This window comes from Kribbella sp. NPDC043289 (genome assembly GCF_056436705.1).
On record NZ_JBWKCB010000012.1, the window covers coordinates 125203 to 145367 of the forward strand.

20 protein-coding genes and 1 pseudogene are annotated in these 20165 nt (G+C 69.4%); 12 read left to right on the forward strand and 9 right to left on the reverse strand.

Going from position 1 to position 20165, the window contains the following annotated elements:
• Positions 1-7: 7 nt before the first annotated feature.
• Complete coding sequence (locus tag AC0662_RS40140) at positions 8-265, reverse strand: hypothetical protein (protein ID WP_478307251.1); 258 nt, start codon at positions 263-265, stop codon at positions 8-10.
• A gap of 405 nt (positions 266-670) precedes the next feature.
• On the opposite strand from AC0662_RS40140, the gene AC0662_RS40145 reads away from it, so the two are divergent.
• The gene (locus AC0662_RS40145; protein WP_452192895.1) at positions 671-1093 is read left to right on the forward strand and encodes a hypothetical protein; all 423 of its coding nucleotides are present in this window, start codon (positions 671-673) and stop codon (positions 1091-1093) included.
• Here AC0662_RS40145 and AC0662_RS40150 read toward each other — a convergent pair.
• Positions 1077-1655, reverse strand: coding sequence for a TetR/AcrR family transcriptional regulator (locus AC0662_RS40150; RefSeq protein WP_452192896.1), 579 nt, complete (start codon positions 1653-1655; stop codon positions 1077-1079). The genes AC0662_RS40145 and AC0662_RS40150 overlap by 17 nt on opposite strands.
• Before the next feature lie 53 nt (positions 1656-1708).
• Between AC0662_RS40150 and AC0662_RS40155 the strand changes: the two genes are divergently transcribed.
• Positions 1709-2779 carry an FAD-dependent monooxygenase gene (locus AC0662_RS40155; protein WP_452192898.1) on the forward strand — a complete coding sequence of 357 codons (1071 nt, stop codon included), beginning with the start codon at positions 1709-1711 and terminating at the stop codon, positions 2777-2779.
• Between the two features lie 137 nt (positions 2780-2916).
• A complete protein-coding gene (locus tag AC0662_RS40160) occupies positions 2917-3792 on the forward strand; it encodes a phosphoribosylaminoimidazolesuccinocarboxamide synthase (protein ID WP_452192900.1) in 876 nt (291 codons plus the stop codon).
• Positions 3793-3799: 7 nt separating this feature from the next.
• Here the strand turns inward: AC0662_RS40160 and AC0662_RS40165 are convergent, their stop codons facing one another.
• On the reverse strand, positions 3800-4288 hold the full coding sequence (locus AC0662_RS40165; RefSeq protein WP_452192901.1) for a hypothetical protein: 489 nt from the start codon (positions 4286-4288) through the stop codon (positions 3800-3802).
• Positions 4289-4463: 175 nt separating this feature from the next.
• Between AC0662_RS40165 and purS the strand changes: the two genes are divergently transcribed.
• The 5 genes from purS (at position 4464) to AC0662_RS40190 (ending at position 10325) form a co-directional block, all read left to right on the forward strand.
• The gene (gene purS / locus AC0662_RS40170) at positions 4464-4715 is read left to right on the forward strand and encodes a phosphoribosylformylglycinamidine synthase subunit PurS (RefSeq protein WP_452192903.1); all 252 of its coding nucleotides are present in this window, start codon (positions 4464-4466) and stop codon (positions 4713-4715) included.
• Positions 4715-5386, forward strand: a complete 672-nt coding sequence (gene purQ, locus AC0662_RS40175; protein ID WP_452192905.1) for a phosphoribosylformylglycinamidine synthase subunit PurQ — start codon at positions 4715-4717, stop codon at positions 5384-5386. Before purS ends, purQ begins: the two co-directional genes overlap by 1 nt.
• 14 nt (positions 5387-5400) lie before the next feature.
• Positions 5401-7443 (forward strand): hypothetical protein, encoded by a 2043-nt coding sequence (locus AC0662_RS40180; RefSeq protein WP_478307256.1) that lies wholly within the window; start codon positions 5401-5403, stop codon positions 7441-7443.
• A 1-nt stretch (position 7444) separates the two neighbouring features.
• On the forward strand, positions 7445-9706 hold the full coding sequence (gene purL / locus AC0662_RS40185) for a phosphoribosylformylglycinamidine synthase subunit PurL (protein ID WP_478307258.1): 2262 nt from the start codon (positions 7445-7447) through the stop codon (positions 9704-9706).
• Between the two features lie 124 nt (positions 9707-9830).
• Complete coding sequence (locus tag AC0662_RS40190) at positions 9831-10325, forward strand: DUF1707 SHOCT-like domain-containing protein (protein WP_452192911.1); 495 nt, start codon at positions 9831-9833, stop codon at positions 10323-10325.
• On the opposite strand, the gene AC0662_RS40195 is transcribed toward AC0662_RS40190, so the two are convergent.
• A complete protein-coding gene (locus AC0662_RS40195) occupies positions 10314-11285 on the reverse strand; it encodes a LacI family DNA-binding transcriptional regulator (RefSeq protein WP_478307260.1) in 972 nt (323 codons plus the stop codon). The genes AC0662_RS40190 and AC0662_RS40195 overlap by 12 nt on opposite strands.
• 174 nt (positions 11286-11459) lie before the next feature.
• Between AC0662_RS40195 and AC0662_RS40200 the strand changes: the two genes are divergently transcribed.
• Positions 11460-13895, forward strand: a complete 2436-nt coding sequence (locus AC0662_RS40200) for a beta-L-arabinofuranosidase domain-containing protein (RefSeq protein ID WP_478307262.1) — start codon at positions 11460-11462, stop codon at positions 13893-13895.
• Here AC0662_RS40200 and AC0662_RS40205 read toward each other — a convergent pair.
• Both AC0662_RS40205 and AC0662_RS40210 read right to left on the reverse strand, forming a co-directional pair.
• Positions 13888-14721, reverse strand: a complete 834-nt coding sequence (locus AC0662_RS40205) for a hypothetical protein (RefSeq protein WP_478307264.1) — start codon at positions 14719-14721, stop codon at positions 13888-13890. The genes AC0662_RS40200 and AC0662_RS40205 overlap by 8 nt on opposite strands.
• Positions 14708-15274 (reverse strand): RNA polymerase sigma factor, encoded by a 567-nt coding sequence (locus AC0662_RS40210; RefSeq protein ID WP_478307266.1) that lies wholly within the window; start codon positions 15272-15274, stop codon positions 14708-14710. Before AC0662_RS40210 ends, AC0662_RS40205 begins: the two co-directional genes overlap by 14 nt.
• Before the next feature lie 304 nt (positions 15275-15578).
• Between AC0662_RS40210 and AC0662_RS40215 the strand changes: the two genes are divergently transcribed.
• The 3 genes from AC0662_RS40215 to AC0662_RS40225 are packed head-to-tail and all read left to right on the forward strand — an operon-like array spanning position 15579 to position 17221.
• Positions 15579-16010: a DUF1707 SHOCT-like domain-containing protein gene (locus AC0662_RS40215; RefSeq protein ID WP_478307268.1), complete on the forward strand. Its 432-nt coding sequence runs from the start codon at positions 15579-15581 to the stop codon at positions 16008-16010.
• Between the two features lie 9 nt (positions 16011-16019).
• Positions 16020-16568 carry a GNAT family N-acetyltransferase gene (locus tag AC0662_RS40220; protein ID WP_452192921.1) on the forward strand — a complete coding sequence of 183 codons (549 nt, stop codon included), beginning with the start codon at positions 16020-16022 and terminating at the stop codon, positions 16566-16568.
• Positions 16565-17221, forward strand: a complete 657-nt coding sequence (locus tag AC0662_RS40225) for a cupin domain-containing protein (RefSeq protein ID WP_478307270.1) — start codon at positions 16565-16567, stop codon at positions 17219-17221. The genes AC0662_RS40220 and AC0662_RS40225 overlap by 4 nt, the downstream gene beginning before the upstream one ends.
• Here the strand turns inward: AC0662_RS40225 and AC0662_RS40230 are convergent.
• The 3 genes and pseudogenes from AC0662_RS40230 to dhaL all read right to left on the reverse strand — a co-directional run bounded on the left by AC0662_RS40230 (position 17200) and on the right by dhaL (position 20165).
• The gene (locus tag AC0662_RS40230) at positions 17200-19104 is read right to left on the reverse strand and encodes an HPr family phosphocarrier protein (RefSeq protein WP_478307311.1); all 1905 of its coding nucleotides are present in this window, start codon (positions 19102-19104) and stop codon (positions 17200-17202) included. The genes AC0662_RS40225 and AC0662_RS40230 overlap by 22 nt on opposite strands.
• Positions 19105-19122: 18 nt before the next feature.
• Positions 19123-19533: pseudogene (gene dhaM, locus AC0662_RS40235) on the reverse strand (dihydroxyacetone kinase phosphoryl donor subunit DhaM); the annotation flags it as partial.
• Positions 19530-20165 (reverse strand): dihydroxyacetone kinase subunit DhaL, encoded by a 636-nt coding sequence (gene dhaL, locus AC0662_RS40240; RefSeq protein WP_452193787.1) that lies wholly within the window; start codon positions 20163-20165, stop codon positions 19530-19532. The gene dhaL and the pseudogene dhaM, both read right to left, overlap by 4 nt.

Here is a 20165-nt window from a genome sequence, read left to right on the forward strand (position 1 = left end):
GCAGTCCTCAGAAGCGCAGTTCCAAGCCGCGCGAGCCGCGCAGGCTCCCGGCAATCAGCCGCCCGCCGAGCAGCAGCCGCCCGCCGAGCACCAGCCGGGGCAGGCGGCGGGTGCGGCTGGGGTGGCGCCGTCCGCTCCGGTGCAGCAGCAACCCGCGGCCGCGGGAGGCGCGAAGACCGTTGGCCGGCCAAGCAACCTGGTGCTGGCGGGTGCGGGTTCCATCCTTGCTGTACTGGCGTTCCTCGGCGGTATGGCGGTCGGCCATTCGTGGGATGGGACGAGTAACCAGCAGGGCCAGTTCGGCGGCCCGGGCGGCGGGTTCCGCGGCGGATTCCCCCAAGGCAACGGCCAGGGCACGGGGCAGGGCGCAGGTCAGGGCACGGGGCAAGGAAACGGTCAGGGGACTGGCACACTCCCGGGCCAAGGTCAAGGCCAGGGCACCCAGCAAGGGCAGGGAACCCAGCAGGGGCAGGGAACTCAGCAAGGGCAGGGAACTCAACAAGGCCAGCAAGGGCAGACGCAGACCAGCTGAGTCGCGCCCGAAGCAAGCAGCCCGGCGGGTCCTGAGCGGACACTCGGCCCGCCGGGCGTTGTTCTCTTGACGATCGTCAAGGACGAGACGACACGCGGAATGGTTCACCCGCGCATGCTGCGGGGTAAAGATCGGGTCGTGGAATGGTCGAACGTCACCTGGTTCCTGACCGCGCTCGGTGCGGTCGTCGTGCTGATTACGCGTGTCCGGCTCGGTGGCACCGTGGTGGACGGCACGGGTCACGGCGCGGGCCGGCACGGGTACTCCGCGACCCTGCTGAAGCTGCACACGGTCGTCGGCGTGATCACGCTGATCGGCTGGGTCGTTGCCCTGGTCACCGGTCGGCGGGAGATCGCGCTGGTGATGCTGGCCGGGTGGTGGTTGCTGACCGTCGTCGGATTGTTGCTGCTGACCAGATGGTTGCCGAGCGGCGGCAGACATTCGGAGGACACTCAGAGTGACGCCTGGGGTTCAGGGGCCGGGCTCTCGGTCCTCGGTCACGTCGGCATGCTGGTCGGCGTCTGTTACTTCACGTTCGTGGCGGTCACCGAGCGTCTTTGAGTCCCGCCACGAGCGCCGTCACGCAGCGTCGTACGGCGGTCTCGAACGCTTCTGGTGAGAGCGTTGCCCCCGTGCCGGCGACCCGGTCGTACATCAGCCCGTCCAGCATCGCGGCCACCGGCCAGGCCGCGGCGTCCGGATCGGGGACGCCGAGCCCGGTCAGCGTCTGCGCGAGAATCGACCGCAGCTGTCGCCCACCCTCGTCGATCGCGGTTCGCAGTTGCGGCTGCCGGCTCGCTTCCAGGGACAGCTCGTACCGCGCGACCAGGTCGTCGCGCCGGTGTTCCGCGAGCCCGACGGTCATCGTCACGATCAGCTCGAGCGGATCCGTTCCGCCAGCCGGCATGCCGCCGATGTCGCGCGTGAGCATTCGGCTGACGCAGGCGGTGAGCAGCGCGTCCCGCGTCCGCAGGTAGTACGACGTGGAGCCCGGTGGCAGGCCGGCCTCGGCGTCGACCGCACGGTGCGTCAGGCCGCGGAGACCGCGGGTGGCGACGAGGTGGATCGCGGCGTCCGCGATGGCGTCCCGGCGATCCGCGCCGCGCGGAACCTGCTTCGTCACGCTGGACAGTCTCGCACTTCCGCACCGAACTCTACAGATGTAGAGTCAAGAATATGGGTACCGGGAGCAAGACGGCGATCGTGGCCGGAGCGGGAATCGGAGGGGTCACTGCTGCTGTCGCGCTGCAGCGGTGCGGCTGGCGCGTCACGGTTCTGGAACGCGCACCGGAACTGGGTGAAGTGGGCGCCGGCATCTCGGTCTGGGCGCCGGCGGTCGCCGTCCTCGAGGAACTCGGGGTCAAGGGCGTCGAGCAGTCGTCGATCCCGTCAAAACCGGCCGGGATGCGCAAGCCGGACGGCCGCTGGGTCGTCGGTGCCACCGACCTCGGTGTGGAGATGCCGGTGATGATCCACCGCGCGCAGCTGCACGACCTGATCACCGCCGAGTTCGGCCCCGCGGTGACGGTCCGGACCGGGTACGACGTGAGCTCGGTCGACCAGGACGCGGACGGCGTCACGGTCAACGACGAACTCCGGGCCGATCTCCTCGTCGCGGCCGACGGGATCCGCAGCGTGATCCGGGGAACGCTGTACCCGCAGTACGCCGGACCGCGGTACTCCGGGTTCACGGCGTACCGGGGGGTCGCGGATGTGGATCTCGACGACGGCGGCGGCGAGACCTGGGGCCCAGGGCAACTGTTCGGGTTCGCGCGGCTGATCGACGGGCGGTACTACTGGTACGGGACTGCTAACCAGACGGCCGGTGCGACCAGCGAACCGACGGTGTTCAGAGACTGGCACGACCCGATCCCACGGCTGATCTCCGGCAGCGAGAAGATCCTGCAGAACGACATCTACGACCTCACGCTGCCCTTGGTTCCGTTCGTGCAGGGCCGGGTCGTACTGCTCGGCGACGCGGCGCACGCGATGACGCCGAACCTCGGCCGCGGTGCGTGCTCGGCGATCGAGGACGCCGGTGCGCTCGCCCGGCACCTGCAAGGCGCGACGGATCTCCCGGCCGCGCTGGCGGCGTACGACGAGGAACGCCGGCCCGCGACGACCAAGCTGGTGAAGCGGTCCCGGAGCCTCGGCCGCCTCGCTCAGACTGAGAACCCGGCGGTCCGCACACTGCGTGACGGTGTGTTCGCGCTCGGCGGCAAGCTCGTCGCCCTGCGGCACCGCTAGCGGGCGGACCTGCAGCACTCACCAACCAGCCCGGCCGACGCAGGCTCACGCTCAGCCGCGCCCCGATGAACCCCGATGAGCGAGGTTGGTGAGTGCTGCGCGTCCGCGCCCCGGTGATGGATGGAACAATCACCGGCGTGACCACACCTCCGCAGGCGCCCGAGATCCCCGGTGCGAAGCACATCCACTCCGGGAAGGTCCGGGACCTCTACGAGCTGGAGTCGGGCGACCTGTTGATGGTCGCGAGCGACCGGCAGAGCGCGTTCGACTGGATCCTGGAGACGCCGATCCCCGACAAGGGGAAGGTGCTCACCGCGATGAGCCTGTGGTGGTTCGAGCAGCTGAACGTGCCGAACCACATCATCTCGACGGACGTTCCGGCCGAGGTCGCCGGGCGGGCCGTGGTGTGCGAGAAGCTCGCGATGTTCCCGGTGGAGTGCGTGGCCCGCGGGTATCTGACCGGCTCGGGCCTGCTGGACTACAAGGCGACCGGTGCCGTGTGTGGCATCCCGCTGCCGGACGGACTGGTCGAGGCGTCGCGGCTGGACACCGCGATCTTCACCCCCGCCACGAAGGCCGAGCTCGGTGAGCACGACGAGAACGTCTCGTACGACGCGGTCGTCGCGACCGTCGGCGCGGACATCGCGGCCGCCCTGCGCGACAAGACCCTCGACATCTACACCCGGGCGCGGGCGATGGCCGAGGAGCGGGGGATCATCCTCGCCGACACGAAGTTCGAGTTCGGTGCCCGCGCCGACGGGACGATCGTGCTCGCCGACGAGGTACTGACGCCCGACTCGAGCCGTTTCTGGCCGGCCGACCAGTGGGAGCCGGGCAAGCAGCAGCCGTCGTACGACAAGCAGATCGTGCGGGACTGGCTGCAGTACGACTCGGGCTGGGACCGGACGTCGGGCGAGGCGCCGCCGCGGCTGACCGACGAGGTGATCGAGCGGACCCGGGCGGCGTACATCAACGCCTACGAGCAGCTGACGGGCCGGAAGTTCCAGGGCTAGGAATGGCCTAGACCACACTCACGCCGAGCGCGAGCAGGACGAAGCGGGCGCCGCGGCCGACGAGTACGGACAGCGCGAAGACGATCGTCCGCATCCGCGAGGCGCCGCCGATCAGCGCCACGCCGTACAGGGGTGGGATGCCGACGAACGCGCTCAGCAGCGTCACCGGGATGCCCCAGCGGCTGTCGCTCATGGCGTCCAGGAGGCGCTTGCTGACGTCGCGGTTCCACTGGACGAAGCGGCCCCAGCGGGTGTCCAGGTTGACCGGCTTGGGTTCCTTGGTCTTGCGGGCGGCGTACCCGGGGCGGTAGCGGACGGCCAGGAACATCGCGACCTTGCCGATCGTCTGGCCGATCGAGACGCCGATCGCGGCGACCACCGGGTTCAGCGCGTGGGTGGCGCCGAGGGCAAGGACGTATGCCTCGGCGTTCAGCACCGGTACGACGGCCGACCCGATACCGAAGCCCACCGCGAGGACCAGTTGCCACACCCACATGACATCGAGGCTAGGCGTTCGGCCGGCTGTTGACAGGGAAGTTAGGTCTACTTCGGGGAGCGACCAGGGTCACACCCGAGCCCCGCCGAGCGCCGGATTCTGGTCCAGGATGCGGCGATCCTGGCGCCGGTCGGTAGGATTCAGGCGTCACCCCGGAACGGAACTGGAGTAGTCAGTGGCTCGCGTTGTCGTCGACGTCATGCTCAAGCCCGAGATCCTCGACCCGCAGGGCAAGGCGGTGCACGGCGCGTTCGGCCGGCTCGGCTTCGACGGCGTGGCCGACGTCCGGCAGGGAAAGCGCTTCGAGATCACCCTGGACGGTGAGGCGACCGAGGAGCGCGTCGCCGAGATCCGGAAGGCCGCAGACACCCTGCTGGCCAACCCGGTGATCGAGGACTACGTCCTCCACGTCGAGGGCGACGTCTGATGAAGATCGGAGTCGTGACCTTCCCCGGGTCACTCGACGACGTCGACGCCCGCCGCGCGGCCGCGGTGGCCGGTGCCGAGGCGGTCGCGCTCTGGCACGGTGACGCCGACCTGCACGGCGTGGACGCGGTCGTCCTGCCCGGCGGCTTCTCGTACGGCGACTACTTGCGCGCCGGCGCCATCTCGCGGTTCGCGCCGGTGATGGAGACCATCATCAAGAAGGCCGGCGAAGGCCTCCCGGTGCTCGGGATCTGCAACGGCTTCCAGGTGCTCTGCGAGTCGCATCTGCTGCCCGGCGCGCTGATCAAGAACCACCACCGCAAGTTCATCTGCAAGGACCAGCCGCTGCGGATCGAGAACAACCGCACCGCCTGGACCAGCGACTACGACGCCAACCACGAGATCACCATCGTGCTGAAGAACCAGGACGGGTCGTTCGTCGCCGACGAGGCGACGCTGGACCGCCTGGAGGGTGAGGGCCGGGTGGTCGCCCGCTACCTGGACGAGAACCCGAACGGCTCGTACCGCGACATCGCCGGCATCACCAACGAGCGCGGCAACGTGGTCGGCCTGATGCCGCACCCGGAGCACTGCGTCGAGACGCTGACCGGCCCGACCACGGACGGCCTGGGCTTCTTCACCTCGGTGCTGAAGGCTGTCGTCGCCTCCTGATGGGGTTCACCGGGGTGCGGTCGCTCCTGGGCCGCACTCTCTTGCTGGCCGTCGCGTTCGTGCTGGCCGCCACTGGTACTGCGGCCGCGCAGCCGTCGGATGAACCGCCGAAGGTCGTGGTGATCGGCGTGCCCGGGCTGACCTGGTACGACGTCCAGGCCTCGCCGGAGCTAACCGCACTGGTGAACCAGTCGAACGTCGGCTCGATGAGTGTGAAGACGGCCGGTCCGCACACCTGTCCGATCGATGGTTGGCTGACGATCAGCGCCGGGACACGGGCGTGGGGCAATGTGCCCGACTGGCAGTGCGGTGACCTGCCCGCGGTGACCAATGGCAAGGTGGACGGCTGGCAGACCTACGTGGACCGTCAGGCGGAGCACCACACCGGTGCGCCGATCGGCCGGCTCGGACAGACCGGATACCCGATCTGCGGCTTCGGTCCGGGCGCTGCGGTCGCGCTGGCCAAGACGGACGGCACTGTGACGAACTGGCAGCCTGAGTTCGACCAGGCCCGGTTGGCTAGTGCGGACTGCGGTGACGCGGTCGTGGACGCCGGTGCGCTGCCGCCACGTGAAGGACGGGCCGAGGCGCGGCAGAAGGTCGCGCAGCTGGTTGCCCAGGCCCGTGCGGCGGGCGGCTGGGTGCTGCTCGTTGGTCTGAGCCAGGAGATGCTCAACGCGCAGAAGCAGACGCTGGTCGCCATGCAGCTGCCGCCGGACAACGGCGCGCGCTGGCTGACCAGTGACAGCACCCGACGGCCCGGCCTGATCCAGCTCACCGACATCACGGCGACGATCCTCCGGGGCCGGACTCCCGCAGTCGTGGACCCGGCAGGCTCCGCGAAGGCAGGCCCGCTGGACGGCAACGAGATCCACTCCACGGGCGGCGTGCACACCGACGCGGCCGCTGTGATCGACGACCGGATGGACGCGAACGAACGGTTCGAGAAACCCCGGCCCGTCCTGTTCGCGGTGGCGTTGACGATCGTCGGCGCCGAGGTGCTCGCGCTGGCCTGGTTCCTGCTACGGCGCTCGCCCGCGTCCCGGCGTACCGCTGTGTTCACGCTGCTGGTGCAGGGCGGGTTCTACATCGGGGTGTTCCTGTCGCAGGTGACGCTGTGGTGGCGCTGGCCGTCGCCCGGGTTCTCCTTGTACTGCGTGGTGATCGGGATCAGCGTGGTGTCCGCAGCGGTCGCGCAGGTGGTGTTCAAGAGGTACGCATTCCTCGGGCTGGCGCTGGCGGCGTACCTGCTGTTGCTGGTGGACGGCGTGCTCGGGACACCTATGCAGGTCGGCAGCCTGTTCGCCGACGGTCCGGTGATCGGTGGGCGCTTCTACGGCTTCGGCAACTCGACCTTCGCGACGCTGGCGGTCGGTGCGCTGGTCACTGCCGGCTGGGCCGCGCAGAAGCTGATCAACAAGAGCAGAGTGCAGGCAGCCATCGCAGTCCTCGCGATCGGCGGCGCTGCGATCGTCGTGGACGGCAAGCCGGGCTGGGGGACCGACTTCGGCGGCATCATCGCGCTGACCCCGGCTGTCCTGCTGATGGCCTGGCTGACGTGGCGCGGGAGCATTTCCCTGCGCGCACTGATCGGTGTGGGCGTGGCCGGCGTACTAGCGGTCTCCCTGGTCGCCTACCTCGACTACCTGCGTCCGGCCGACGAGCGCAGCCACTTCGGTACGTTCGTCGCCCGCCTCCTCGACGGTGATGTCGACGACGTCCTGATTCGCAAGCTGCAGATGGCGGTGCAGTTCTTCACCGGCCCGTCCGGCTGGCTGATGCTGATCGCCGTCGTCCTCTGCATGCTCGCCACGGTGTTCCCGGACCGCGTGCCGTCGCAGGCGTACCGGGAGTTCTACAGGAGTCAGCCGATGATCCGGCCGACCCTGCTGGCGTTGTCGACCTGCGGTCTGGTCGGCATGCTCCTCAACGACGCGGGCGTCGCCCTGCCCGCGATCATGGCCGGCTTCGCCGTCCCCGTGCTGGTGGCCCACCTGGTCGCCTCCTACCAGCCAGCTACCGTTTCACCTGAGTCCCACCTAGTGCAGGAGTCCTGAAGTGTCGACCGACACCGTTAGCAACGCCAGCAGCACCCCGGACGTCGAGCAGCCCTGGGCCGAGCTCGGACTGAAGCCGGACGAGTACCAGCGCATCCGGGACATCCTGGGCCGCCGCCCCACCAGCTGCGAGCTGGCCATGTACTCCGTGATGTGGAGCGAGCACTGCTCGTACAAGTCGTCCAAGGTGCACCTGCGCAAGTTCGGCGAGATCCCGCAGGAGACGCCGGCCGGGAAGATGCTGGCCGGGATCGGTGAGAACGCCGGCGTCATCGACATCGGCGAGGGGTACGCCGTCACGTTCAAGGTGGAGTCGCACAACCACCCGTCGTACGTCGAGCCGTACCAGGGTGCCGCGACGGGTGTCGGCGGGATCGTCCGCGACATCATCGCGATGGGCGCTCGCCCGGTCGCGGTCATGGACCCGCTGCGCTTCGGTCCGCTGGACGCCCCGGACACCAAGCGGGTGCTGCCGGGAGTCGTGTCCGGCGTCGGCGGGTACGGGAACAGCCTCGGGCTGCCGAACATCGGTGGCGAGGTCGTCTTCGACCCGACGTACCTCGGCAACCCGCTGGTGAACGCGCTCTGCGTCGGCGTGATGCGCCACGAGGACCTGCACCTGGCCAACGCGACCGGTGTCGGCAACCAGATGATCCTGTACGGCGCCAAGACCGGCGGCGACGGGATCGGTGGCGTGTCGGTGCTCGCCAGCGAGACCTTCGCCGAGGGCGGTCCGACCAAGCGTCCGGCGGTCCAGGTCGGCGACCCGTTCATGGAGAAGCTGCTGATCGAGTGCACACTCGAACTCTTCGCCGCGAACGTCGTCGAGGGGATCCAGGACCTCGGCGGTGCGGGCTTGTCCTGTGCGACGTCGGAGCTGGCCAGCGCGGGTGACGGCGGCATGCGGGTGGACCTGGACAAGGTGCCGCTGCGGGACGCGTCGCTCGCGCCGGAAGAGATCCTGATGAGCGAGTCGCAGGAACGGATGATGGCCTGCGTGACGCCGGAGAACGTCGAGGCGTTCTTGAAGATCTGCGCCAAGTGGGACGTGCAGGCCGACGTGATCGGTGAGGTCACCGGGACCGGACGGCTGGAGATCGACTGGCACGGTGAGCGCGTGGTCGACGTACCGCCGCGGACCGTCGCGCACGAGGGCCCGGTGTACAACCGTCCGTTCGAGCGGCCGGCGTGGCAGGACGAGCTGCAGGCCGACGGCGCCGAGAAGTTGCCGCGGGCAAGCAGTGGCGCGGAGCTGCGGGACACGCTGCTGAAGCTGGTCGCTTCGCCGAACCTGTGCGACAAGTCCTGGGTGACGGACCAGTACGACCGGTACGTGCTCGGCAACTCGGTGCTCGCGCAGCCCGAGGACAGCGGCATGATCCGGGTCGACGAGACCAGCGGCCTCGGGGTCGCGGTGTCGACCGACTGCAACGGGCGGTTCGCCAAGCTGGACCCGTACACCGGTGCGAGGCTCGCACTGGCCGAGTCCTATCGCAACGTCGCGACCACCGGTGCGCGGCCGGCGGCGGTCACCGACTGCCTGAACTTCGGCTCGCCCGAGGACCCGGCGGTGATGTGGCAGTTCACCGAGGCCATCCGTGGCCTGGTCGACGGTTGCAAGGAGCTGGGTATCCCGGTCACGGGCGGCAACGTGTCGTTCTACAACCAGACCGGTGAGACGCCGATCCTGCCGACCCCGGTCATCGGTGTGCTCGGTGTCATCGACGACGTGACGCGGCGGACGCCGATCGGCTTCACGCCGGAGATGGAGGGCCACCAGCTGTACCTGCTCGGCGCGACCGAGGAGGAGCTGTCCGGGTCCGAGTGGGCGCACGTCGTCCACGGGCACCTCGGCGGGCGGCCGCCGGCGGTCGACCTGGAGGCCGAGAAGCAGCTGGCCGATATCCTGATCAACGCCTCGCGGGACGGGCTGATCGACGCGGCGCACGACGTCAGCGACGGCGGTGTCGCCCAGGCACTGGTCGAGTCCGCGCTGCGCGGCGGCGTCGGCGCGCGGGTGTGGGCGCCGGACGACTTGAACCCGTTCGTGTTCCTGTTCGCCGAGTCGGCGGGCCGGGTGGTCGTCGCCGTACCGCGGACCGAGGAGGTGCGGTTCACCGACATGTGCACCGCCCGCCGCTTCCCGCACGCGAAGATCGGCGTGATCACCGGCGACACCCTCGACGTCCAGGACCAGTTCGAGGTCCCGCTGACCGAGCTCCGCGCCGCCTGGACCGCAACCCTGCCGTCGGTCCTCGGCTGACCGGCCGCTGAAAGACCCGGGCGCCCACGGTGCCCGGGTCCGAGGTGCGGCCGGCCGTCGCGAGCCCCTTGGGCCTGCCCTGCCGTCTGGCACACTCGGAGGGGAGCGAGTGAGGTGAGGCGGAATGGCGGAGCGGCGGCCGGTGAAACCGGGCGATCTGATCGGGTTCGCGGCAGCGGCCGGTCAGGAGGCGCGCGAAGGTGCGGCGCGCCGGCGGATGGCTTCGGTGCGGCTGACCGACGAAGAGCGGCGGATCGCCACCGACGAGCTCGCTGAGCAGTTCGCGGTCGGGCGGCTGGACGAGGGGGAGCTGCACCGTCGGGTCGACCTGCTGGGTGACGCCGTCACGCATGGCGATCTGCAGCCGATCTTCGCGGGGCTGCCGACGCCCTCGCTGTACAAGCCGCCGGCGCGGAAGCCGGGGAAGTGGCGGTGGGCTGCGTTCGCCGGAGCGGTGTGGATGGCCGTGCCGTTCGTGCTGGCCGGGCTGCTGTTCCTGGTGTTCGGTCGCGAGATCGTGGCCGCAATCTTCGGGCTGCCCGCGCTGGCGTGGGTGTTCTACACGTACCGCTGGGCCTCGCGACCGGCGCGGGACGAGCGCCGGCAGTCAGGACCCTAGCGTCGATTCCCGTGTGATCAACTGCGCGGGAAGCTCGAGTAGGCCGTGGTGCGGGTTGCCGGCGATGGCTTCCAGCAGCAGCGTGGCGGCGCGGCGGCCGAGGTCATCGAGGCGGAGGTCGACCGTGGTGAGCGGCGGCCGGCTGGCGAGCGCCATCACCGGCCAGTTGTCGTATCCGGTGACCGCGATGTCCTCGGGGACCGAGCGGCCCAGCTCACGCAGGCGGTCGCAGACGCCGCGGGCGATCTGGTCGCTGCCACAGGTGATCGCGTCCGGGTGCTCGCGCAGTACCAGGTCGGTGGCCTGGCGGCCCCAACGTTCGCTCCACTCGCCGAAGAGCGGGTCGATGCAGAGCGCCGGGGCGATGGCTTGGGCCCGTTCGGCGGCGGAACGGTGGTCGGCAGGCCCGGTGATGTGGGCGATCCGGGTGCGGCCGAGGCTGCTCAGGTGCGTGATCGTCGCGGCGGCACCGGCCGCGTCGTCGACGATCACCGAGGCGTCCGCCGGGTCGGTCGAGGCAGCGAGCGCATAGACGACCGGCAGCGGTACGTCGATCGGCGCGCGTGGCTCGGTCCGGCGGCCGGTGACGACGATCCCGTCGACGCCCCGGGCGACCAGGGAGCGCAGGTAGGACTGCTCGCGCAGTGGATCGTCGCGGGTGTCGCAGAGGACGGTGGCGAGCTCGCCTGCGCTGAGCACGTCCTCGACGCCGCGCATGATCGGGATGCTGAACCGGCCGGAGCTGTCGGTTGTCAGCAGCGCGACCGTGTACGTCCGCCCGGACGAGAGCGCGCGGCCGCGGGCGTCCGGGGTGAACCCCAGTTGCGCGGCGGCCCGGCGTACCCGATCGCGGGTCTGCGGGCTGAGCTGGCCGGTGTTGTTGAGTGCCTTCGAGGCGGTGCCGGCGGACACCCCGGCGAGTGCGGCGACATCCGTGATCCGCACCGACGGTCGCTTCATCACGTTTCCTTCCGGGTTTCCGTCGAAGCGTAGCAGGAAGCCTTCAGGGCCCAGCTGACCTGCGCTTTGATCTTGACCAAGGTGCTTCGCAGTCCTACGTTGTCAATGACGGAAAACGTGTGCGGTATTTCCGTCAGGTGTGATGTCCGCCCCCGTCACCCGAAAGGTCCTGTCATGCCCGAACCCAGTCCACAAGGAATGCTTCGTCGTGACTTCCTCGGTGTCTCCCTCGCTGCGGCGGCTGTCGTGACCGCCCTCGACCCGGCCCACGCCGCGGCCGCGCAACCAGATGGCCCGCCCGCCGGGCGCGGCGGGCACTACGTCCCGCAACGCGCACCCCTCCGGCCGGTCCCGTTCCAGAAGCTCCCACCCGGCGCGATCGAGGCCCGCGGCTGGCTCGCGCAGCAACTCGATCTGCAGGTCCACGGCCTCTGCGGCCGGTACGACGAGATCTCGGACTTCCTGGTCTACGACACGAACGGCTGGGTCGACCCGGCGCAGGGAGCCTGGGAGGAGCTGCCGTACTGGCTCCGCGGGCTCGCGGATCTCGGGTACGTCACCGGCGACACCGGCGTACTGACCCGGACCGAGCGGTGGATGAACGGCATTCTCGCGACGCAGACGCCGGACGGGTGGTTCGGTCCGGAGCGGCTGCGGACCTCGCTGGAGAACGGACCGGACTTCTGGCCCGGTATGCCGCTGCTCGGCGCGTTCCGGTCCTGGTACGAGTACTCCGGTGACGAGCGGATCCTCCCGTTCATGACGAAGTACCTGCAGTTCCAGAACACGCAGCCGCCGGAGGTGTTCAACCGGTCGTGGGGTGCGTTCCGCTGGGGCGACAACATCGACAGTGCGTACTGGCTGTACAACCGGACCGGTGACGCGTGGCTGCTCGACCTGGTGACGAAGATGCACAGCGGCTCGGCGGACTACGTCAACGGCATCCCCACCTGGCACAACGTGAACATCGCGCAGGGGTTCCGGGAGCCGCTGCAGTACTGGCTGCTGTCCGGCGACGCTCAGCACCGCGAGGCGACGTACCGGAACTATGCGACGGTGCTGGGGATGTACGGGCAGTTCCCCGGTGGTGGGTGGGCCGGGGACGAGAACTCGCGTCCGGGGCTCACTGATCCGCGGCAGGGGTTCGAGACGTGCGGGATCGTCGAGCTGATGCACAGCTGCGAGCTGCTGACCCGCTTCACCGGTGACGTCGCCTGGACGGACCGGTGCGAAGAGCTGGCGTTCAACTCGCTGCCGGCGTCGTACGACGCGCAGCAGAAGGTCATGCACTACATCACCTGTCCGAACAGCCCGCAGCTCGACGACCAGCGCAAGCACGGGCAGTTCGAGAACCCGTTCGCCATGCAGGCCTACAAGTACGGCGTGCACCAGTACCGGTGCTGTCCGCACAACTACGGCATGGGCTGGCCGTACTACGTGCAGGAGCTCTTCCTGGCCACCACCGACAACGGTCTGGCCGCCTCGATGTACGCCGCCAGCAAGGTGACCGCCACGGTTGGGCCCGGCGCTGGTGAGACGGTCACCGTGGTGCAGGACACGGAGTACCCGTTCTCGGACACGATCACGTTCATAGTCACGACGCAGCGACCAGTCCGATTCCCCTTCTATCTAAGGCGTCCTGGCTGGGCTCATGACGTCTCGGTGAAGGTCAACGGCGAGCCGGTGCGCGTCAGTGGCGCCTGGCTCAAGCTGGACCGCACGTGGCACACCGGTGATCGCGTCGAGCTCACAGTGCCGATGCGAACCACTACTCGGGTCTGGAGCGACAACCACGACTCGGTGACTGTCGACCGCGGTCCGCTGACCTACTCGCTGAAGATCGACGAGCGGTACGAGCAGATCGGCGGCACGGAGGAGTGGCCGGAGCTGTCTATCTACCCGGAGTCCGCCTGGAACTACGGCCTCGTCGGGGGTGCCGGCTTCGAACTCGTGGAGCGTGAAGCGGGCGAGAACCCTTTTACTACAACGGGTGTGCCGCTGGCGCTCACCACACAGGCGCAGCGGATCCCGCAGTGGGAGCTGGACACCGAGGACGTGATCGGCATGCTGCAGGCCAGTCCTGTGCGTTCGGACGAACCGGTGGAGACGGTCACGCTGATCCCGATGGGTGCCGCTCGGCTGCGGATCACCTCGTTCCCACAGGTGTCTGCTGACGGCGGGGAGTGGAGCTACCGCACCAGGTACTCCGCCTCGCATGTGAACGACGGCGACTCGCTGGAGGCTCCAGACTGGGGCCGCGTGCCGAAGGCCTCCAACGACACGTCCATCCCACGCTTCACCTGGTGGGACCGCCGGGGTACGACGGAGTGGATCGAGTACGACCTGCGCTCGGTGCAGGAGCTGTCCGAGGCGGCGGCGTACTGGTTCGACGACACGGGCTCTGGTCAGTGCCGGGTGCCGGAGTCGTGGCGGGTGCTCTGGCTCGATGGAGAGACGTGGCGACCGGTTGAGAACACCACGCCGTACGACGTGGCGGTCGACAAGCTCAATGCGACTGCGTTCACGCCGGTGCGGACGCAGCACATCCGAGTAGAGGCTGTGCTGCGTCCGACGTACTCCGGAGGTCTTTTGCAGTTGAAGTTCAGCTAGCCGGCTTCGGGCCGACGTAGAGGCTGATCTCGCCCTCCGCGTAGGTGACGGCGTCGTGGACGTACCAGTTGTCCGGAGCAGAGTCCTTCGGCTTGGAGTCCGCGGCGCCGTCGGTGACGTACTCCACCAAACGGATACCGCGGCCCTCGAGCAGCGGGCGGATCTGCGCGACGGTCTTGTTCTTCACCGTGAGGCCGGCCAGCACCTCGCCCTTCTCGGTCGCCGACGACGAGGTGTGCCGGTACACCTCGTCCTTCTTCGCCGCGCGGCCGAACTCGATCTCGGTCACGCCCTTGTAGTTCCGCGGCAGCTCGACACCTTCCTGGCAGCCAGGGTCCGAGGCGTTCAGCGTGCCGTTGCACAGCTCGCCGGCCTTCACGATCCGGAGCTGCGACATGTCGTGCTCGTCGCGGCCGCTGAAGCTGATGATCCCGCCGACCCCGGGCGGGCTGACCGGGACAGCGTGGACCGTCACGTTCAGGCCCATCTTCTTGAACTCGGCGTTGTAGCGCTCCGGGTCCGCGGTCGGGTCGACCACGCGGACGATCAGCGTGTTCCCGTGCTGGGTGAACGACAGAGCCTCCGGCTGGTCCTGGTGCGGACGGTTGACGAACGCCCCGGCGACCACGCCGCCGATCAGCAGCGTGCAGGCAGCAGCCAGCACCAGGCGGCGCGGTGACCGGCGTGGGGCGAGCGCCACGACCGGAGCGTCGGTCTCCGCGGTGACGGCGTCGGCCAGGTCGGTCCAGGCGTCGTCGGAGACCTGGTCGGTACTGCGCAGCGGGTCCAGGCCACGGACGGCCGCGTCGATGTCATGCGTCTTCATGGGAGACCTCTTCGTTCCGGGCGACCGCGGTGCGGTTCGCGATCGGGGCGGTGAGCAACTTGGCGAACCGCTTGCGGGCGCGGTGCAGCCTGATGCGTACGGCGTTGCGGGTGATGCCGAGCACGGTCGCTATCTCGACGGTGTCGAGTTCCTCCCAGGCGACCAGTGACAGCAGTTCGCGGTCCTGCTCGGGCAGGGCCCGGAAGGCGCGCGCTGCTGGGGTGTCGTCCAGTGACGACTGCTCGGGGGAGTCGGTGAGCTCATCGCGCAGCTTCGTCGCCAGTGCGTGCCGTCGGCCCTCACCTCGGCGGTGATTGGCGAGCACCCGCCGAGCCACGCCGTACAGCCAGGGTCTGGTCTGTGGAGGGAGCGGTATGTCGTCCAGCCGGCGCCACGCCACCAGGAACGTGTCGGCGAGGAGGTCAGCGGCGTCGTGGCCGCTGTCGGTCCGGCGGCGCAGGTAGCCGAGTACGGCGTCCCGATGCGTCGCGAAGACCTCTTCGAACCGCTCCCGGCGCGCATCTGGTGGTGAGTGCACGAGTCCCTCACTCACCGGCCCACTCCGAGCCTCGATCGGTATCAGCGTCATACCCGGTAGATGTCCGGCTGCCGGTCGGTCCATTTCACCCGGCTCAGGTTGCAGCTTCCTGCACTGTTCCGTGTGGGTTCGATGACCACCTGTCCTGCGACAATCACGGTGGGGCAAGTCGAGGGGGAGCCTGTGACTGACAACCCAGGAACTGTTCAACTCGCCGTTCACTGCCCTCGGCAAGACGATCGGGGACGCCATCATCGAGACCAAGCGGAGACCCGCGGGGGAGCGGCCCAGGCCGAGGGCGCGGCCGACGGTGCAGGACATGGTGCAGGACACGGTGCGGGACAAGGTCATGGACAAGCTGCTGTTGAGCGACGCCGACCGGTTGCTGTGCTCGACAGCCCTCGGAGAACAGTTCGGCCTCGGCCGCATCGACAAGCCGGAGCTGGACCGCCGCACGAACCTGCTGTACGCCGCGAAGACCCGCGGCGACCTGACCGCCGTCTTCGACGGACTGCCGGACCCGGTCCTGGACAAGCCGTCTGCCGTCCTACCTGGCGTGCCGAAGTGGCGCAAGGTCGTCTTCCAGCTCGCGTTCTGGCTCTCCGTCCCGTTCCTGTTCTCAGGCTTCGCCCTGGTAGCCACCCACCACGACCTAGGCGACGTCATCGTCGGCCTGATCATGCTGGCGGCAGCCGGCGCCTGGGACTACATCGCCTGGACCTGGGCCACCAAGGGCCGCCGGTCCGACTAGCCTGTGGGGGTGGAGGCTGTGTTGCGGGTGGCGGTGGGGGCTGATGGGGCTGCGGTGGCCGAGTTGGCTCGGGCGGCGGTGAGGCAGCAGTTTCCGGCGTACTACGACGCTGTGGAGACTGCCAGTGCGGCTGAGCACATCACCACGCTGGACACCGCACTGATCGACGACGGCACCTACTACGTGCACGAGGCGGGTGGCGAGATCGTCGCCGCCGGTGGCTGGAGCCGTCGGAACAAGCTGTTCAACGCGAGTACGGCGGGAGCTGACGAACGGCTCCTGGACCCGGCGACCGAACCAGCACGGATCCGCGCGATGTTCGTCCGCGCGGACTGGACCCGGCGTGGACTCGGCCGCGCGATCCTGACCGCGTGTGCCGACGCCGCGCGGGCAGAGGGGTTCACCCGACTGGCGCTGATGTCGACACTGCCCGGCGTACCGCTCTACAAGGCCTTCGGCTTCATCGAGGTGGAGTCCGCCGAGCTCCCCATGCCGGACGGCGTCGTGCTCGCCGGCGTGGCCATGGAACGACCGATCGATCTGGAGGAGACCGCATGACCGCAGGTACCACCGTCACCGCCCCCGATGGCGCCGAGGTCGTCCTGGGTGAGATCGGCACCCGCGTGCTGCTGAAGAACTCCCGCGTGCGGGTCTGGGAGGTCTCACTGCAGCCCGGCGAGGCCCAGGGCTGGCACCTGCACCACAACCCGTACGTCGTCCTGTGCCTGTCGACGTCGCCCTGCCACATGGACTGGCTGGACGGCAGCCCGGCGCGGCAGCTGAGCGAGACCGTCGGCGGCTCGGTGTACCGCCCGGTGTCCCCGGTCCACATGCTCACGAACGACGGCGACGCGCCGTACCTGAACCGGCTGATCGAGGTGCTCGACCTCGGCGAGGAGGCCTCAGGCGACCCGTTCTTCGGGGTGGCCGGGGTGCCGGCCGAGTCCGGGTTCGAGCAGGCCGGTGAGATCCCCGCCAAGGTGGTGGTCGACGAGGACGACGTACGCGTGCAGCACGTCACGCCGGAAGCCGGTGAGTCCTACACCTGGCACACCGGCGCCTACCCGGCCCTGGTCGTCGACCTGGACCTCGACCACCCCGATGTGACGTATCTGGAGCCCGGCGAGACCTACACGCTGCCCGCCAAGCCGGACCGCACGTCCGGCTTCAACCTGGTCGAGCTGCGCTACTACACCAAGCCGCGCACCTGATCCGCGTCCCGAGCCGCCAGTACTGCGGCAACGTCGACCTGACCGAGGTCGGCCTGCCGTAGCCGGGCTTTGACCAGCGGTACCTGCGGCCCGACAGCACTCAGCTCCGTCACACCAAGAGCAGCAAGCAGTACGGCGGACTGCGGGTCGCTGGCGAGGTCACCGCAGACTGCGACTCGCACACCGGCAGTGCGAACGACGTGGTCGATCAGCTGCAGCACAGCGGGATCCAGACCGTCCGCAAGCGCTGCGACCGCGGTGTTGGTGCGATCCGCGGCGGTCGTGTACTGCGTCAGGTCGTTGGTGCCGATGCTGACGAAGTCGAGGTCCTTGGCGAGGGTGCCGACGCGCAGCGCGGCGGCCGGGACCTCGACCATGATGCCGGCCTCGAGACCGTCCCGCGGGCCGAGCTCCTCCAGCGCCCAGGTGACTTCCGCGGCGTTCGTGACCATCGGGAACATCACGTGCACGGGCGTTTCGGCCGCCGTACAACGGATGGCCTCGAGTTGGTCGCGGAGCAGTTCCGGGCGACGGCGGAACACGCGGAGGCCGCGCTCGCCGAGGAACGGGTTCGCCTCCTTCGCCTGAGGGAGGAACGGGAGCGGTTTGTCGCCGCCGATGTCCCACGTGCGGATCGTGATCGGCTTGTTCCCCAGGGCCTGGGCGATCGCGAGGAACGCCTCGACCTGCTCGTCGACGGACGGAGCCGTCCGCCGGTCCCCGAACAGCACCTCGGTACGCACGAGACCGGAGCCGTCCGCGCCGCGAACGTCCACGGCGTCCTGGACCGCGCCGACATTCACCAGTACGTCGATCGTCCTGCCGTCCCGCGTGGTCGCCGGCTCGTCGGCGGTCTCGACGGCGCGCCGCCGCTCGTCCTTCCGCTCGGCGATCGTCGCGCGGACGGTCGCCTCGTCCGGCGCGACCTCGAACGACCCCGCCCGCGCGTCGAACGCGACCGTGACGCCTGCCGGCACCGCGACGTCCCCGATCCCGGTGATCAACGGGATGCCGCGCGACCGCGCCACGATCACCCCGTGCCCGGTCGTCCCCGCCGCGCGAACCGCGATCCCCGCGATCTGAGTCGCATCCAAGGTGGCCGCCGTCGCCGCATCCAACTCCGCCACCACAAGAATCCCCGGCACCCCACCACCGCCCGGAGCGGGTGCGTTGTCTTCGGTCGGTGCGACGAGGGAACGGAGTACCCGGTCGCGGACTGCGCGGACGTCCTGGGCGCGTTCGCGCTGATAGGGATCGTCGAGCTGCTCGAACGTCTCAGCGAGCCGGTCATAAGCCTGCTTCCAAGCGTCCGGCGCCGCAGCCCCGCCCGAAATCACCGCCCGTACCTCGTCGAGAACCTGGCGATCCGTCAGCAACGCAAGGTGCGCCTCGAAGATCCCCCCGTGCTCAGGGCTCCCGTCCCGCAACTCCCGCAGCTCGGCACCCGCCGTCTGCAGAGCCTCGTCGAGCCGCCCAGACTCGTTGTCACCGGCAACATATTCACCCAGGTCGACCTCCGCGCCGACCGGGACGGCGGGCCCGATCGCCACGTCCAACCCGGACCCACCAGCAGCCGGCGCGGCCTTCTGCACCGGCTCGTCGCCGAAGTTCTCCGCCGCGAGCTTCTCGATCGCCGCCAGCACCTCATCGACCTGCGCACCGCTGGCTCCGACCCGCACTCGATGCCCCTGCTGAGCATTCAGCGTCGCCACCATGCTCAGGCTGCCCGCATCCACCGGTCCTCGCCCGGTGTCCAGATCGGTCAGCGTGACCGCGGCGTCGTACCCGTTGACCAAACCGACCAGCCGAGCCGCAGGGCGTGCATGCAGCCCGTGCTCGTTGCCCACCACCACGTCCACTGTGCGATCAGCCTCGGCCACCACGGCAACCGACGCTGCCGTCGAATCGCCCAGGTGATCCTGTTTCGCGACCAGACCACGCTGCGCCTCAGCGACCACAGCATCGAGCCCGGCTCCGGTGGACGCCGTGACGACGGCGGCCACCAGGCCCTCGACCAACGGTGCGCTCGTGAGCCGCACGCGTTCGGTCAGCTCCGGATCCACGAACTCCAGCGCCATCTCCGCGCTGAGGATCGCCGACCCGAGGTCGAGCAGTACGAGTACTCCGTCCGGGCTGTCCGCGGCGGTGATCGCCTCGGACACTGCCATCGCATCGGTCCCGAACGTGGTCGCGTCCAGCCCGGCCGCCACCGCGATCACCGGGCGCTTGTCCTCGGCCACCATCTCCGCGGCGAGCCCGACCGCCGCATCAGCCAGCGCGCGGCTGTGCGACACCACCACGATCCCGATCATGGCAGGGTACGAGCCGCGGACTCCAAGATCAGCGTGGTGCTGGTCGCCCCGGGATCCTGGTGCCCGGCGCTCCGCTCACCGAGGTAACTCGCCCGGCCCTTCCGCGCCACCATCGGGATCGTCTCGTCCCGGCCGATCGCGGAAGCCTCCGCCGCCGCGGTCAGCGCCGCGGCGAGCCCCGCGCCGCCGGCGACCGTTGCGTCGTACGCGTCCAGCGCCGGCACCCAGGCGTCGTACATGGTCTTGTCGCCGCGCTCGGGCTTGCCGCGGGCCAGGACGCCCTCGACACCGGCGTGCAGCGCCTTCCCGACCGCCTCGGCGGTGATCGGTTCGACGCCGGCCAGCGCGGTCCCGAAGCGCAGGAAGAACGTGCCGTACAACGGCCCGCTCGCCCCGCCGACCTTGCTGACCAGCGTCATACCGGACTTCTTCAGCAACTCGTCCGGGGAGTCGAACGGCGTCTCGTCCAGCACCGCGACGATCGCCTGGAACCCACGGTCCATGTTCGCGCCGTGGTCCGCGTCCCCGATCGCCGAGTCGAGCTCGGTCAGGTACGCCGCGTTCTCGTGCAGCACGCTCGCGCAGTCCCGTAGCCAGTTGCTGAAGTTGTCGGTGGTGACTTCTTCGCCCAT